General features: G+C 40.6%; 13 protein-coding genes. 2 read left to right on the top strand and 11 right to left on the bottom strand.

Annotation, left to right across the window (positions count from 1 at the left end; all coding sequences use genetic code 11):
• Positions 1 to 23: 23 nt before the first annotated feature.
• The 7 genes from HWQ40_RS15780 to HWQ40_RS15750 form a co-directional block, all read right to left on the bottom strand.
• Entirely contained in the window at positions 24 to 680 is a 657-nt protein-coding gene (locus HWQ40_RS15780; protein ID WP_292779354.1) for a DUF928 domain-containing protein, read from the bottom strand.
• A gap of 154 nt (positions 681 to 834) precedes the next feature.
• Positions 835 to 2,730, bottom strand: a complete 1,896-nt coding sequence (locus HWQ40_RS15775) for a CHASE2 domain-containing protein (protein ID WP_292779351.1) — start codon at positions 2,728 to 2,730, stop codon at positions 835 to 837.
• A 172-nt stretch (positions 2,731 to 2,902) separates the two neighbouring features.
• A complete protein-coding gene (locus HWQ40_RS15770; RefSeq protein WP_292779348.1) occupies positions 2,903 to 3,613 on the bottom strand; it encodes a response regulator transcription factor in 711 nt (236 codons plus the stop codon).
• Between the two features lie 617 nt (positions 3,614 to 4,230).
• A complete protein-coding gene (locus HWQ40_RS15765; protein WP_292779345.1) occupies positions 4,231 to 5,181 on the bottom strand; it encodes a MoxR family ATPase in 951 nt (316 codons plus the stop codon).
• 66 nt (positions 5,182 to 5,247) lie between these two features.
• Positions 5,248 to 6,339, bottom strand: coding sequence for a DUF4350 domain-containing protein (locus HWQ40_RS15760; protein WP_292779343.1), 1,092 nt, complete (start codon positions 6,337 to 6,339; stop codon positions 5,248 to 5,250).
• A 78-nt stretch (positions 6,340 to 6,417) separates the two neighbouring features.
• The gene (locus HWQ40_RS15755) at positions 6,418 to 6,897 is read right to left on the bottom strand and encodes a hypothetical protein (protein WP_292779340.1); all 480 of its coding nucleotides are present in this window, start codon (positions 6,895 to 6,897) and stop codon (positions 6,418 to 6,420) included.
• A 117-nt stretch (positions 6,898 to 7,014) separates the two neighbouring features.
• Positions 7,015 to 7,632 (bottom strand): hypothetical protein, encoded by a 618-nt coding sequence (locus HWQ40_RS15750; protein WP_292779337.1) that lies wholly within the window; start codon positions 7,630 to 7,632, stop codon positions 7,015 to 7,017.
• A 156-nt stretch (positions 7,633 to 7,788) separates the two neighbouring features.
• On the opposite strand from HWQ40_RS15750, the gene HWQ40_RS15745 reads away from it, so the two are divergent.
• The gene (locus HWQ40_RS15745; RefSeq protein WP_292779334.1) at positions 7,789 to 8,544 is read left to right on the top strand and encodes a TspO/MBR family protein; all 756 of its coding nucleotides are present in this window, start codon (positions 7,789 to 7,791) and stop codon (positions 8,542 to 8,544) included.
• A gap of 329 nt (positions 8,545 to 8,873) precedes the next feature.
• On the opposite strand, the gene HWQ40_RS15740 is transcribed toward HWQ40_RS15745, so the two are convergent.
• Both HWQ40_RS15740 and HWQ40_RS15735 read right to left on the bottom strand, forming a co-directional pair.
• The gene (locus tag HWQ40_RS15740) at positions 8,874 to 9,851 is read right to left on the bottom strand and encodes an aromatic ring-hydroxylating dioxygenase subunit alpha (RefSeq protein ID WP_292779331.1); all 978 of its coding nucleotides are present in this window, start codon (positions 9,849 to 9,851) and stop codon (positions 8,874 to 8,876) included.
• A 454-nt stretch (positions 9,852 to 10,305) separates the two neighbouring features.
• Positions 10,306 to 13,725, bottom strand: coding sequence for a leucine-rich repeat domain-containing protein (locus HWQ40_RS15735; RefSeq protein ID WP_292779329.1), 3,420 nt, complete (start codon positions 13,723 to 13,725; stop codon positions 10,306 to 10,308).
• A gap of 65 nt (positions 13,726 to 13,790) precedes the next feature.
• Between HWQ40_RS15735 and HWQ40_RS15730 the strand changes: the two genes are divergently transcribed.
• Entirely contained in the window at positions 13,791 to 13,976 is a 186-nt protein-coding gene (locus HWQ40_RS15730; RefSeq protein WP_292779328.1) for a hypothetical protein, read from the top strand.
• A gap of 212 nt (positions 13,977 to 14,188) precedes the next feature.
• On the opposite strand, the gene HWQ40_RS15725 is transcribed toward HWQ40_RS15730, so the two are convergent.
• Together HWQ40_RS15725 and HWQ40_RS15720 are read right to left on the bottom strand one after the other, a co-directional pair.
• Positions 14,189 to 14,416 (bottom strand): hypothetical protein, encoded by a 228-nt coding sequence (locus tag HWQ40_RS15725; protein ID WP_292779326.1) that lies wholly within the window; start codon positions 14,414 to 14,416, stop codon positions 14,189 to 14,191.
• A gap of 79 nt (positions 14,417 to 14,495) precedes the next feature.
• Complete coding sequence (locus tag HWQ40_RS15720) at positions 14,496 to 14,861, bottom strand: hypothetical protein (protein WP_292779323.1); 366 nt, start codon at positions 14,859 to 14,861, stop codon at positions 14,496 to 14,498.
• Positions 14,862 to 14,909 lie beyond the last annotated feature (48 nt).

Below are 14,909 nucleotides of genomic sequence, written 5' to 3'. Positions count from 1 at the left end.
TATTTCTATTCTCCGTACTATTTCTATATTCTTTCGCTGGCAATTTTCTGGAGGTATTCAATTCGTTGCTGAATATTTTTTTGATCTACGCCATCCCCGATAAGCATTTCGGACTGTGCAAGTTCTTTAACTAAAGTTGCCCCAGTTTGCCCCAGTTTACCATTACCAGTTGCTTTTAATGCTTCTTCTAGGGCTTCATACCACAGATCATTTTCAGCATAATAATTTATGCTTTCTGGAATGCTAGTAAATCGATTTTTAGCAAGTGATTGAGGATTGATAACGGTAAATTCTGCACGTCTAATAATCGTGTCGTTTTCGCAGTCAATTGCAATTTGCCATAAATATGTTTTACCAACTGTGAGTTCGGGGTATTCGAGAGGAAGTTTTAGTTTGTTAATCCCGACTGTTGTGGGTATTTCTTTAACTTGCCCAATTTTTTTAACGGTTGTGGCTGAATCAAATTCATACAGTCGGAATCGCGCATTTTGGGAACTTGACATATACCAAGCTAACATTGGACGTGTGGAAGCGGTTTTACCGATAAATGTCTGAGGTGCAAGCTGCGTCAGTGGTATGCCGCTAGTTGAACATCCACGTGAACCACCCGGACGAGAATTTCCGCTGGCTGGTTTGCGATCGCGTGGTTTAAACTGAGCAAATGCCGGGACTGCGGTCATAAGAAAAACCACCCCGACAACCAAGCTTGTAAGTCTGCGCTTATTTTGCCAAAATACGAAATGTTGATGACTCATGGTAAATGCTGTTGATTGTATGGTTATCTAAAACTTTTGCAAAATTCCGAATTCTGGCGACTAATGCCTTTATTCTTTCTTAAAATTCCTTCGTAGGTGTCCAACTAAGTTCACATATAGTCCCACGTGGAGAAAGGGATTCACGGCGAAACTCTCCTCCTAATTGTTTAGCAAGCATTTTAAAATGTTTTGTGCCTTTATTTTCTAGTTTTGATTTAATGCCCAAACCGTTATCTTTCACAGATAAATTGTATTTATTTGCGCTATAAACACCTGATGCTTGAACGCGCTTAACTCCTTGAGCGTGTTTACCAACATTACATAGAGCTTCTTCCAAAAACAGACATATTCCCCGTTTGTGTTCTATACTTAAATATTTATCATTAATCGGTTCAAAATTGCGTATTTTTACTTTTAATGTTTTAAAATGTTCAAAATCTTTACGTTCTAATGTAGTTGAATAAACTTCATATAATAAATCGTGTAGAGGTCGTTTCAACTCAAGTGTTAATCCGCTACCTAAACGCAAACTCTCTTCTGTGGTTAATGCTTCGAGTTTGAGAAATTCGCCAAGTTCCCGAATTTCGCGATCGAGCTTTTCAAATTGCCCAACCAGTTGTTCGTAGGGGATATCTTTAGCACGCAGATGCTTTAATCCATAAGCAAGAGTTTGCAAAGGGCCATTATGAATTACGGTAAAAGTATGTTGAATTGTGTTTTGGCGTTCGTTAATTTGCGATCGCAAGAATTTATCATGCTGGTAAAACGCAAAAGCACTCAAGCCAAGCCCATTTACACTTAAGATCAGCAAACCAGGTGCTACCGGAATCCATATACCCCACACCCACAGCATCACATACCCGCAGCTAAATAGAGCAAATACAGCTACACTAACACTAAGTATATTTTTCCAAACAGATTGGGTAAGCCGTCCGATAACAATCGGCAGAAAACCCCAAACAAAGATCCATGCGTACTCTTCTATATCTCCCCAACTATACAACATTGTGCGACTGTCGATTACACTACTAAGAATTTGACTGATCGCATGAGCGTGATATTCAATGCCATAAATTTGACCGTTTAATTCTAAGTTTGACAATGCAGATGTATAAAAAATATCACCAGTACTCGTGTTGCGGTTGCCAACTAATACAATGCGATCGCGTAATAATTCTGCATCTACTTTTCCATTTAAAATGTCGCGTAGCGAGACAACATGAAAAGGCTTAGAAGTATTGCGGAAGTTCATCAAAATTGACAATCCGCCATCATTAACACCAACGTATCCGCCAAAATTCTGGGTGATTCGGGGTAATTCAATCCCCCGAAATCTGATTGTATTCGGGTCATTTTTTCCTGTTTCCAATTTAATTCCTTTCGCCTGGAAGTACTTGATAACTAACCGCAGTGCTAAAGAATATTTATCTTCGTTGATATTGTCAGGATTATTAGGGTTTGTTGTAAATAACAAATAGCGTCGATTTTTGCTATCCTCATCATTAGGTAAATCGACAAACCCAACTCGTTCCGGTGGCAAATTCTGGGGTGGAGAAGTTGCTTCGGGTGGTAATATTTTTTGAATACCGATAATATTAGTATTTTGCTGCAACACCTGCGCGAGTTGTTTACCGCCAGGTTCAACAGGAACATTTTTGAAGATATCTAGCCCAATAGCTAACGGTTTATAAGTTTCCAGCTTGGTGAGTAACTCTGCAATCTTCTCATCTGGAATGGGATATTGCTTAACCCACTTAATATCCTTTTCATCGATACCTACAATTACTACATGTTCATCAAGTTTTTCTACCGGCCGCAGACATAACATCCGATCGAAAAGCATCCATTCCCAAGATTGCATTCCTCCAGTTATACGTATCAATATCACCATAAATAGTACCACGATTCCAGGAGGTGCAGCCTGTAACCACAATCCAAATTCTTGGCGAATGCGATTCCAAATTCTCCTGCTCATATCATGTCCGAATAATTAGTTATAATTCTCACAGTCATTGCACCCCTACACGCTAGATGCTTCACTTGGTGAGACAAAGCTAGGCTTTGTCTGTTTAGGTTTATTCGAGTTTAATAAGTAATCAAACGGACATAATATCATCTCGTTTTTTCCCGAATTAAATTTTCCCGGATTAATCAATTAAACCTTCATCACGGGAACGAATTTCAGTTTGAATTCGCATATTCTTACCACTTTGCTTGCAGTCTTCAGGATACACTCCCAACACATCCTGAATCTTCGTCCAGTAAGTACGGACTGCTCGTTCTGATTTATACATTCGATCAGCGATCGCTCTATCTGTCAAACTCTCTTCAAAAGCCAACCGCAACACTTCCAACCATTCTGGTTTGAGTTCGATTCCTGTTTTGATGTCTTTCGTGTGAGTTGCACCATGAAGGGCCAAATTAACCCGCATTAGCATTTGATCTTCGGGTAATCCTTTATCTGCGATCGCAAATCCAGCTTGATGATTATCAATCTCGTGTTTGATCCGAATTAACGCCTTCACATAACTAGTTTGTACCATGAAATTCTGATGGGGATATTCTTGGAGCAAAGTTTGCAACAGCTTAATTCCGGTATCAATTTCTGCTGTCTCCCCTTGCTCATCGGGAATTGATAAATCCATCACAATCAGGTCAAAGTGGTGATATTGAAGTTGAGAAAGTGTCTCTTTTGCCGTCTGAGCCTTAATAATAGCAGCTTCGGGATACTGTCGACTTAAGACATCGAGGGTACCAGTTAAAATTAATTGGTGGTCATCTACAACAAGAATACCCAGCTTTTTTTCCACTGGTAAATATCCATAAACTTGATGTTCTTTTAAATTTATTTCTACCATATTTTCATCCAAATTGAAAGTTTCCTTAAGCTTTATGAAAATTTCCTTCGTCTTTGACGTTTAGCTTGATAGTCACGTCGCTTCTCTACGAGACGCTGCGCGTAGCTTGCTTCCCCAAAAGGGTACGCTCCGAATTCAAAATTCAAAATTCAAAATTCAAAATTAATAATCCCCATAAATAAATTCAGGGGCTTGTATCCTTTGCGTTTTCGGTCATATCTTTTATTTTTTAGCCCTAACTCATTGAAGTATGCGCTTATTTTAATTTGAGATGAATTTTGAAGCTATGCAGAAAAGTGCAAACCTAGAGGTGCGATCTGATTTTGGATTCGGAATCATAACTAGACCTCTTGCAAAAATCCTTGCATCACCCCTCCCCAACCCTCCCCGATGTATTGGGGAGGGGGCAAGATTTCAAGTTTCCCCCCAATATATCGGGGGGATTAAGGGGGGTCTATTCGACTTATGCAAGAGGTCTACTAATTAGCCCTCACCCTAAATCTCTCTGCCAAACTTGGGAGAGGGACTTTGAAATTCGCTCCCCTTCTCCCAACTTTGGGAGAAGGGGTTGGGGGATGAGGGCAAATTTTACATTTACGCCAGAGATTTAATTTTTTCTACCTCGGAACTGGTACTTGATTAATTACCGACGCAATTACCGCATCCATTTGTAAACCATCCAGCATCGCTTCTGGTTTCAATATGAGACGATGACGTAGCAACGGTGATGCAACTGCTTTTACATCATCTGGCGTTACAAAATTCCTTCCCGCTAACCACGCTAGGGCTTGAGATGTCTGCAACCAAGCACCCGTAGCGCGGGGTGATGCACCCAAAGTCAAATCAGGATATTGACGCGATATTCTCACCAACGCCAACAAATAATCAACGATCGCTTCTGATACTTTAACTTCTTTGACTGCTTGTCGTGCTTGCAAAATGTCGGCTACTGTTGCGATTGGTTTCAAACGGCTAATATCTAAACGTCGTGCTGCAAAACCCGCCTGACGATTGAGTAACATTTGCTTTTCAGCAGCTTGATCGGGGTAATCTACCACCAGCTTAAATAAAAATCTGTCTAACTGTGCCTCTGGTAAAGGATAAGTACCCTCAAATTCCAGGGGATTTTGTGTCGCAATTACCCAAAATAAATCTGGTAAAGGCAAACTTTCACCATCCAGTGTTACCTGCATCTCTTCCATCGCTTCTAGCAGCGCCGCTTGTGTCTTGGGCGGAGTACGGTTGATTTCGTCTGCTAGCAGTACCTCAGTAAATATTGGCCCTTTTTTCAAAGTGAAATTGCGGCTATTCAAGTCAAAAATATTTGTACCAGTAATATCTGAAGGTAAAACATCAGGTGTTAATTGAATCCGGCGAAACTCCCCTTGAATTAACTGCGCTAACACTTTTACTAGTAGGGTTTTACCAGTTCCCGGTACTCCTTCTAAAATTACGTGTCCACCCGCTAGCAGTGCTACTAAGAGTTGCTGTATTAAGCTAGATTGTCCGACAATTACTTGATTAAGACCTTGACCAAGACGAATTAAGATAGGATGGGTTTCGCTCATATTTTTATTGATAAATAACCAACTCAGAAATACTATGCATCATTACAAAAAATTAATTTTTAATTTTTAATTTTTAATTTCCCTAATGGTTCGCCATTTCCCCAACCAGCTTAACAGGTCTCGTTCACTGATGGGTTGTTTGCGAGATTGTAGCTTTAAAACTGCATCTAGTTCTGCTGCACTTGCACCTGTTTTTTGCATCCAGAAATCGATCAAGGCTTGACGTTCTAAAAGTACTTGCCCTAATCCCAAGGCTTTTTGGAGTTGTAGTTGTTCTTGTTTACCCACCATTTCAACAACAAAGTCGGTGGTATCAGCTTTCTGCAACACCCCGGCTAAAGCTTGGATGTATGCCTCGCTATTATCTACAACGGGTGTATCTAAAGCTACTGGCTTGCCAAAGCGGCGATTCTGCGCCCAAACTAGCACTAATAGCAGGATACCTACCTGTATCAATATTGGAAGTAAAGGAGTTTTGGCAAAAAAGCTAGATAAATCCCCTTCGCTTTCTTTTTTCCTGACATCGGCATCTTTATAGCCGTGGATGTATTCATCGACAAAAACTGTGTTACTTTTTTCAGTAACCAAACTAGCTAAATACTTGAAATTACTTAAGTAATCTTGGTAGGCGTTGGCAGCTAAATAAGGAGTGGTAGAAAAAATCACCTTTCCTTTTTTGTAATTTTCTTTCCAGACAACAGCACCAAAGCGATCGCCTAAATTAACTTGCTTAGAGTTAGCTTTTTTATATCGTCTACGTGTATCAATTTTAATATCACCTTCAGGAGATTTTTGCATAGTGCTAAACTCCGCTTCTGTAACCCGCGCCTTCGCACCCAAAATTACCAAAGTATTCCCTTTTTCTACCCATTCCTGCTCTTGACTATCCAGTGTCGTTTCCCTGGGATAGCCGCCTACCTGTAGCAAGGTAACTGGGCTGTTCTCTGGCTGAATATCACTAAAAGGCTTTTGCCAGCGCTTAATAGAAATTCCCTGTTGTTGCATAAAAGCATACCAAGCACCATAGCCATCAGAGTTGCGGTTATAGGTAGAGCCAGCGTTAATTTTAGTATTATTGGGAGCCGCGAACAAACTAAGTAAAACGATCGCAGCGAGTGCGATCGCTCCCATCCAAGCAAGGCGATTTGGACGTTTCATTTTCGACTTTCATTGCCTTTGAATATCACTAGTGTTAATACTTACTTATTTTTCAAATAAAGTCAAAATATACTGACTTTAGTTTCTTGCAGCGATCGCCTGTTTGATGAATGCTTCTAAATTTTGGGTAGCAGTGGGATTGTCAAACAGAACGTTGCTTGAGAGTTTTAGGGCTTCACGAACTGAGTATCGCCAATCAATATCTACGGCTAATCGCACTGCAATCTGAATATATTGGGAGGTATCATCTGCAATTGTCTGTCTTACAGCGATCGCTTGCAAAAAACCATAAGAATGACGCCCCCGCATAAACTCACCAGGACAAGTAACAATCGGTAAATGACAGGCGATCGCATCCAGTGTTGTGTTACCACCCGCCCAGTCGAAGGTATCTAAATAAATGTCTGCTAAAGAAAGCAAGTCAAAGTAATCATCACGTGGTAGGACAGGAGAGAATACACAATAGTCAAAACTATCTAATCCAACAGCTGCGAATGCCCGTTTCAGAGGTTTTGTAATTAAAATATTTCTCTTACTACACAAGGTTTTGATACTCATTTGTGGATAAGCCTAAAGGTTTTCTTAATATAGTCCTTTTATATTTTATTACTGCTAAAAAATTTCAATTGACTTTGTTGCAGTTAAAGAATATCAGTTACATCAGTTAAAAAGCTATTAACTACAATAAGCCAAACTGCTTAATCCAGGAGTATTTACTAAGTCAGTGTTGACTATCCAACCATTACCAGATAATTCTCCAGGGAAACTTCTGGAAAGGTCGATTTCTACCCAAATGTAATTTTCAGATTTGTATGACTTAACTATATTACCTGTAACCAAGTTCACAAACACAACTGTGTTTGGATAAAGTGTTGTAATAAAAGGTTCTTTTGTACTTGGTTGGCGACGTATAGTTTCCTGTCGGATAATTTGCCGACATACACTGCCAATAGTAGGTTTACTCCATAGGTTTTGAGCATTGTTATTCGGCTGACAAAATTTCAGCACAGCAGTTTGAATAAATCCTGAAGTCGGAGATTTAATTCTGACGAATCTATCTCCGCTAACTGGTATATATGCTAAAGTAATCCTTGTTTTTGCCGACAATATTCTGATAGCGTTGGATGATGTTGAAGGTTCTTTGAAAATTGGAGTATTTACTTTAGTTGCACGACAACTCGACTGTGAATAATTAAAGGGAGTCTGTGTGATTTGAGCAAATACAGGTACACTTAGAGCAAACGTAGCAATCTTTACTAAAGTAAAAATATACAATAACTTCTGAAATTCCACGTTTTTTCCTCAATATCCGTTATGAGAGACTGTACATTAGATTCGGAACTTATAAACTCTGATGTTAAAAGAGCCTGCCAAAATTATTTTTAACTATTAGACTATCATATAATGACTTATTACTACTAATTACCAACTACGCGCAATCTCTTAATTATGAATCAATCCAAGAATAGTGGAATAGTTGAACAGTTTGTCAATACAGTGATGGGGGTAAAACCTGGGAATCAACAACAGTCTCCAAGTACATTAATAGCTCCAATACAAGAACTAGATATTAAAGCAGTTTTAGTTTATACAATAGGAACTACTCTACAAATATTAGTGATGATTCTCGTGTTACTAGGAATGGAAAAATTAGTAATGTTCATTGATAATAATTCTTCTTTACCCAGTTGGTTTAGCACTTTATTGACTGGATTATTTTTTGCTCTATTAAGTATCCGTTCTCGAATTTTTTCTCTTTTAGATAATACCCGTTCTCGTCAGACCTATGACCAGGTAATCAGACCAAGATGGTCTCCTCCACCTTTGGTATTTCCCATAGTTTGGATGATAATTGCTGTTTTGCGGGTAATTTCTTCTGTATTAGTTTGGCAGCAAATGAATCACCAGTTTTTAGTGTTGCCTTTAATTTTGTTTGTGGTACATTTGGCTTTAGGGGATACTTGGAATACGATTTTTACTGTAGAACGGAGATTAGGTGCTGCTGTACCTGTAGTTATTTTAGGCCCTTGGTTATCTGCTGTAGTGGTGACGGCAGTTTATTGGCAAACTAATCCTATAGCAGGAATGACTTTATCATTTTCTTGTGTGTGGTTAACTGTAGCTGCTGTATTGGTATTTAGAATTTGGCAATTAAATGGATCTGAGCCATTGTATCCTTTAAAACTAATACCTGTGGATCAATAAATACCCAAAATTAACCTTGACATGAAAGCCAGGAAAAATATCACTTGAATTTTGAGTACCGCATTCAACATATATAAAAAACGGTAGAGCAATTAATAATAGACCTCTTGCAAAAATCCTTGAATCACCCCTCCCCAACCCTCCCCTATGTATTGGGGAGGGGGCAATATTTCAAGTTTCCCCCCTTTATATCGGGGGGATTAAGGGGGGTCTATTCGACTTATGCAAGAGGTCTAATCTACCGTTTTTTCAACTATTTCAGGGGGTTGGTTTATAAAGCAATTTTATCTAAATCTTTTTTTAATCATAATGAGAAGCATCGCCAAGTTTTAAATAGTACCGAAAGTAACACCCTGTTGTTTGAGCCACTTCCGGTATGCTATAGAATAGCGATCGCTCGGTAAATGTACTTCTGCTTGCAAATCCAAAGGTAAGCGTCGAGGTTGCTGGGACTCGACAATGGCGATATCTTGACTAGCAATTTGATTTTGAATATCTAAATACACTTCCACTTTTAGGTCGCGGACACTGTTTACCATTAACCAATATTGCACCACGCACTCATCTTCATCGACTGGTGTAATTGTATAGAAGATATTTAAACGACGATCTCCAGGCCCAAGTTTAAAGTATGCCACTAGCGGACGGAAAATTCGGTAATCGTAAGTGTTGAAAATCATTGGTGCTTGGTGAGGATTACCGGAATTAAAATCTAGTTCCCACAAACCACATTTGAAACTAATCCCATCTGGAAGAGACTCTAATTCATAGTGCGTCAACTCAGGATGACTGGCGTGGGCAAATAATCCCGAATGCATAATTGGGAAGTGTGCCGGATCGATGAAATTTTCCAGCACCCGCAGAGGGCTAGAGTGATAGTAGTAAGGGCCACAGAAAATCTTCTGATAGACCGGATCGTACCACTCAGAAAACGGAGCTATGTCTTGTTTTGGTGTCCCTAAACAAACCCAGAGCAGATCGTAACGCTCTTGAACTTGGTAAGTTTTAACACAAGCTTGGACGGGGGGCAATTGTTCAGGATTAGCCGGAACTAGTACACATTTTCCCTCGCTATTAAAGGCTAAACCGTGGTAAGGACAAACAAGAGTCTCTTTGTTGACATATCCTAGAGAAAGACGAGCACCACGATGAGGGCAAACGTCTTGCCAAGCTAAAACTTTGTCACCATTATGCCAAAGCACTATATTTGAGCCTAATAAGCGCTTGTGCAAGACTGTTCCAGGTTGGAGGTCTTGCGATCGCGCTATTACATGCCAATCATTCAGCAAAATCTGGTCTTGCACCATGAGTATCAACACCCATCAGGTCAAATACCTATATCTTAATCATCTTGTGGAAAAACTATCAAAGCACTTTTAGGATTTTTTAACAGATATGTGCCATCTCCATGTATGCAAAAACTCAAAGTGGCGGGAAATTCAAGTTAATGCATAAGTCCTAAAAGATATGCCAACCGAAAATTAGCTCGGAAAAACTTAGGCGATCGCAAGATATGATCGCAGATTTGCAAAGAAATTTTTATTCTACTTAAGAAATAAATTGTGTATTACTTTAGGTTCATTGCTGTTAATATTGGCAGCAGGTGCAAGTTGGTATTATGCCATCATTGTTAATTTGGAATAGGTTGCGATCGCCCGTGGAGTTAGCAAAGTCTATTTACCAGAGGGTTTAGTTCAATGCCTAATTTGCTCCCTATTTCCATAACATTTAAGTTAAATTTGGTCAATGTTGAAATAGGTTCTATTTTATTGCCTTTTCGACTTCTTCGCAAATTTTCACCCAAGCTTGGTTACGTTCTGCCTTATTTAGAGTGTCGAGGGGTTTATTTGGAGGGTGAGCAGCTTGGTATTTTTCGATGTCGGTTTTTCTGTATGAGCTTGCACTAATTGGAATCCAGATAATGGTTAATCCCTCTTGTTCGGCTGCGTTGAGTAAGGGGGGGAGCTCATGTCTGTCGATGAAATCAGAGCCTATAAAGTCAGGGCTGACTAGCAGGATAGCAACCTTAGCCGTGGCTAATGCTTTTTCAATCTCGGCTTTCCATTTTGCGCCAGGTTTGATTTTGGTGTCATCCCAAACGATGAAATCTTCTGCACGACGAATATAGGGTTTTAGTTGTTTTTGCAGTTCTGTTAACCATTTTGCATCTTGATGACTGTAGCTAACAAATACTTGGTTTCTGATGCTTTCTGACATAATTGGTTCCTTAATGGGGGCTGGTTCAATAATTCCTTTGTCTATTTCTTGTCTTTGTCGAGTTCTTATATCTTCATACCCATCAAGTAGTTGACGCAAATCGAGTTTTAATTTTAGTTTACCGATGGTGATTGTGCTTTCACCCATTGATTCGAGTCCGAGGAGTTCTTGGTAGTCGAGGGGTGGATGTTTAGGATGATTGGGAACGGGAACCGATTCGGTGATTTCGAGATTGGGGAGACTTTTGTGGATTTTTTTGAAGACATCGCGGAGGATGCCGAGAAATAAGCGGCGGGTTTCTTTGCGTCCGCTAATGGTGATGAAGATTTTTTTGTCTTCGGGATCGGCTTTGATCCGAGCGATGTTGTAGATTTCGTTGTTTTCTTGATATTGCAGCATTACGCCACTACGCCAATAGATTTGGTTATTAATTTTTTCGTGGGTGATGACGATGAAGCGGGAGACGATGCTTTCGGGGAGAACTTTGTAATGGTATTGAAATTCCAGGGTTTCGTCGTAGAGTTCTGTTTCGTCTGGTTGGTCTTTAGGCAGAAGTCCCGCAATCAGAAATTGTGGTGGGTAACATTCTAGTGCAAAGCCAAGCTCGAATTCCTTCATTAGTTCGATCAGATAGCCATGACGCTTAGTGGGGTAGCGCTCTGGATTAAGGATGCGGGTGAGATCGGCGAGGGTGAAAATGCCTTTGGTTTTAGTTTTGAGGTTTTCATCGCTCAGGAGCGCGTAAATGCCTTCTGTCACCCAGTTGGGTTTGAGGACATTGGTATCTTTGAGGATGGGATGCTCGCGGAAGTTGAGAACTAAGCCGAGCCGATGGAGGAGATCGATGAGTTGATCTTGGTTTTGTTCTTCAGGAATTTTGTTTTCGTGGCAGATGCTGATGTAGCGGTTGTAGCTGATAAAGTCTTCAGTCATGGATTCGAGTTGTTGTTTAACCTCAAACCATGTCAGGGGTAGAAGGTCGTAGACTTCTTTGAGGTTGGCGATTTGCTGCAAAATTGCAGTGCGAAGTTCATCAATGCCGATATTGTCTTGGCAAGAGGTTTCGATAATCGCTTGGATGTTGGGATATTTTTCGCGTAATGCCTTGCGGTTGATGTCGAGGGGTTGTTCGTCTTTTTTGTTGCCAACGATAATCACGGGGGATTGTCCGCCGAAGCTTTCGATTAGTTTCAGCCAATATTCGATGCGGTTTTCTTCTTCGCTGGTGCGACAATTACAGACTAGGAGATAGAGGCTGCGCTTAGTCAGAAAAAACTGATGGGTGGCATGATAAATTTCCTGTCCGCCAAAGTCCCAAACATTCAGGCGGATGTCTTTGCTATTAACCTGCACGTTCCAAGTTTCTACATTGAGTCCGTCGGTTTGGGATTGATTTTTGTCATATTTATCGCGGATTAGTCGCTCGATAAGGGATGTTTTACCGACGCTGCCTTGTCCGATGAGCAACAGTTTGGCTTCGTTGAGTGGACGCACTTCACCGCTACGGAGTAATCGCAAGTAATTGAAAATGTCTTCAACAGAACCAACACCATCAAAAGATCCTAAAATCTCTGGTGAAATAGGAAGCGGATTTCCCCGTAAATCTAGGGTTTCCAATTTCGGCAAACTTTCGATTGCCTCTGGAATCTGGGTTATTTGGTTGTCACTGAGGTGAAGCTGCGTCAGATTGGTTAAATTAGCGATCGCCTCTGGAATCTGGGTAATTTTGTTGGAACTGAGGTGAAGCTGCGTCAGATTGGTTAAATTAGCGATCGCCTCTGGAATCTCTGTAATTTTGTTGGAAAAGAGGTAAAGCGTAGTCAGATTGGTTAAATTAGCGATCGCCTCTGGAATCTGGGTTATTTGGTTGGAACGGAGGTCAAGCTGCGTCAGATTGGTTAAATTAGCGATCGCCTCTGGAATCTCTGTAATTTTGTTGCCATCGAGGTCAAGGTTTGTCAGATTGGTTAAATTAGTGATCGCCTCTGGAATCTCTGTAATTTTGTTGGAAAAGAGGTAAAGCGTAGTCAGATTGGTTAAATTAGTGATCGCCTCTGGAATCTTGGTAATTTGGTTTTGATAGAGGTAAAGCCCCGTCAGATTGGTTAAATTAGCGAGCGCCTCTGGGATCTCGGTAATTTGGTTAGAACCGAGGTCAAGCGTAGTTAGATCGGTTAAATTAACGAGCGCCTCTGGAATCTGGGTTATTTGGTTGGAATTGAGGTCAAGCTGTGTCAGATCGGTTAAATTAGCGAGCGCCTCTGGAATCTGGGTTATTTGGTTGGAATTGAGGTCAAGCCTAGTCAGATTGGTTAAATTAGCGAGCGCCTCTGGAATCTGGGTTATTTGGTTGGAATTGAGGTCAAGCCTAGTCAGATTGGTTAAATTAGCGAGCGCCTCTGGAATCTGGGTTATTTGGTTGGAATTGAGGTCAAGCCTAGTCAGATTGGTTAAATTAGCGAGCGCCTCTGGAATCTGGGTTATTTGGTTGCTACTGAGGACAAGCTGCGTCAGATTGGTTAATTTAGCGATCACCTCTGGAATCTGGGTTATTTCGTTGTCACTGAGGTCAAGCTGCGTCAGATTGGTTAATTTAGCGATCGCATCAAGTATTTCAGTTAGCTCTACTCGAATTAAGATAAGTTCCTCTAAATGTAGTATTTGCGTTACCACATCGGGAATGCTCTCTAAAGGATTGCCACTAATATCCAACTTACGCAAATTAGGCAAACCCAATAGTTCGAGTGGAAGCGTTTTTAAATTGTTGCCTGAAACTTTTTCGAGATGGCGGTTTCCTACCAATTCATAACCTTCAACCTTCTTTCCCAAAATCAAAGACTCAAGCTGCTGCAACTTACCAATTTCCACAGGTAACTCAGTCAACTCCTGCCCCGACAAGTCTAACTCTTGCCAACCCTCAGCCACGGCGCGATCTATCAGTACCAATAACTCATCCTGCGTCATAATTCCAAGGAGAAGGGTAAAAGGAAAGAAGATTGATGAAGATTATCTTAACTGATTAAAGAAAAATGCTAGACCATGATTTTTTGGCGATGGCGTTGACTTGTAAGTTCGCTGTTTGGGATATTGCGGATTTAGGCGATCGCACATATCTAAATTTGGTTTCTAGCTATCTCTGTCATGATACTTGCGATCAATTTTTGGCATTGTTGCAATCATGGCGATGCCTACGGTGGTCACTGAGCGGCTGGTGAGCGGAGTCGAACCAGGTCGAAGTGCTGGCTACGCATTTGTTAATTTGGCGTTCGCATTTGTTAATTTGGCGTTCGCATTTGTTGATTTAGCGTTCGCATTTGTTGATTTAGCGTTCGCATTTGTTAATTTGGCGTTCGCATTTGTTAATTTGGCGTTCGCATTTGTTAATTTGGCGTTCGCATTTGTTGTTTCAGGGTGGACATAACGCACCCTACTGGCGTTTCTCACAAGCTTGAGGGGAAAAACTTACTGCAACTTCTCCCCTGCTCCCCTGCACCCATGCTCCTCTGCTCTTGCTCCCCTGCACCCCAATAATTAGTCTTTTGTAGAGACGGCGATTTATCGCGTCTTTGTGATGATTTATCGCATCTGATAGAACAACATTGACCATGAGTTTATTAACATCACAGATATTCCGCCAACCCGTGAGATGATTCAAAACTGGGTAAAGTATTTGGGTTTTGCATTAGGATTTACGCATAAAGATTCTCTAGAAAAATTGAGTGTAAAGTTTACTATTAACGCTGCCAATCATACATTAATCGTCCATGACGATCGCGCACAAGTTCCCATTCTCCATGACGATATCGTTGTCCATGATAACGTATAGAGCGATAGTGTCGTCTATAATAATGTCGTCGATTCCGCTGGCGTTGATAATAATATTTTCCAGTTCGTTGCCGTCTATGATAACGTCGTCGAGTCCGTCTGTGAGCTAACAAAAACTCTTCACTTTGCTCTCCAACTAATTTTGTCTGTGCGTCAATACTCTGTTCATTGAGAACATTGTTGAGAGTGTTCTCTTTGGCTTCAACCAAAGTAGGTGGATAAATGAAGGCTAATAACAGGAACACAATTGAGGATAGCTTTTTGAAACGGTTCACGTCTTTGCTTTTCCTAAAGTATTGGTAATCATTTTATTTAATACTTAA

The sequence above is a fragment of the Nostoc sp. NMS9 genome, assembly GCF_017114995.1.
Taxonomy (GTDB): domain Bacteria; phylum Cyanobacteriota; class Cyanobacteriia; order Cyanobacteriales; family Nostocaceae; genus Nostoc.
The sequence above is the reverse complement of the archived record's forward strand: the minus strand, read 5'-3'. Positions and strand labels throughout refer to the sequence as shown.

What these genes read in the sequence shown, in the direction of transcription:
- HWQ40_RS15780 (WP_292779354.1), bottom strand. Translation starts at nt 680, where the DNA reads ATGACCGCAGTCCCGGCATTTGCTCAGTTTAAACCACGCGATCGCAAA.
- HWQ40_RS15775 (WP_292779351.1), bottom strand. Translation starts at nt 2,730, where the DNA reads ATGAGCAGGAGAATTTGGAATCGCATTCGCCAAGAATTTGGATTGTGG.
- HWQ40_RS15770 (WP_292779348.1), bottom strand. Translation starts at nt 3,613, where the DNA reads ATGGTAGAAATAAATTTAAAAGAACATCAAGTTTATGGATATTTACCA.
- HWQ40_RS15765 (WP_292779345.1), bottom strand. Translation starts at nt 5,181, where the DNA reads ATGAGCGAAACCCATCCTATCTTAATTCGTCTTGGTCAAGGTCTTAAT.
- HWQ40_RS15760 (WP_292779343.1), bottom strand. Translation starts at nt 6,339, where the DNA reads ATGAAACGTCCAAATCGCCTTGCTTGGATGGGAGCGATCGCACTCGCT.
- HWQ40_RS15755 (WP_292779340.1), bottom strand. Translation starts at nt 6,897, where the DNA reads ATGAGTATCAAAACCTTGTGTAGTAAGAGAAATATTTTAATTACAAAA.
- HWQ40_RS15745 (WP_292779334.1), top strand. Translation starts at nt 7,789, where the DNA reads ATGAATCAATCCAAGAATAGTGGAATAGTTGAACAGTTTGTCAATACA.
- HWQ40_RS15740 (WP_292779331.1), bottom strand. Translation starts at nt 9,851, where the DNA reads ATGGTGCAAGACCAGATTTTGCTGAATGATTGGCATGTAATAGCGCGA.
- HWQ40_RS15735 (WP_292779329.1), bottom strand. Translation starts at nt 13,725, where the DNA reads ATGACGCAGGATGAGTTATTGGTACTGATAGATCGCGCCGTGGCTGAG.
- HWQ40_RS15730 (WP_292779328.1), top strand. Translation starts at nt 13,791, where the DNA reads ATGCTAGACCATGATTTTTTGGCGATGGCGTTGACTTGTAAGTTCGCT.